The following is a 231-nucleotide window of genomic DNA, read 5'->3' on the forward strand; positions in this document are numbered from 1 at the left end:
CTGGGAGCCAACGCAAGGAGTTCAAGTAAAAACAAAAAGCTAAAAAATATTGTAATATTCCAGATGAAAAAACAATAATCACGGATTCCAACGGAAGATAAATTGATGATTTAGATATAAAAATAAAGAGCGATGACAGTATAAGGGAGAATGTCAACTGTCCGCTCAATAATGTGATAGGCTCAAACGATTTAATAAGGCGAGACGATATAACAACATAAAATGCTGCCG

At 34.6% G+C, this 231-nt stretch carries 1 protein-coding gene; it reads right to left on the reverse strand.

Annotated features, from left to right (window positions below):
- The coding region (locus tag QP119_RS11750; protein ID WP_284776358.1) for an EamA family transporter at window positions 1-231 on the reverse strand (231 nt) is incomplete at both ends.

The sequence above is a fragment of the Corynebacterium frankenforstense genome, from assembly GCF_030211955.1.
Lineage (GTDB): Bacteria > Actinomycetota > Actinomycetes > Mycobacteriales > Mycobacteriaceae > Corynebacterium > Corynebacterium frankenforstense_A.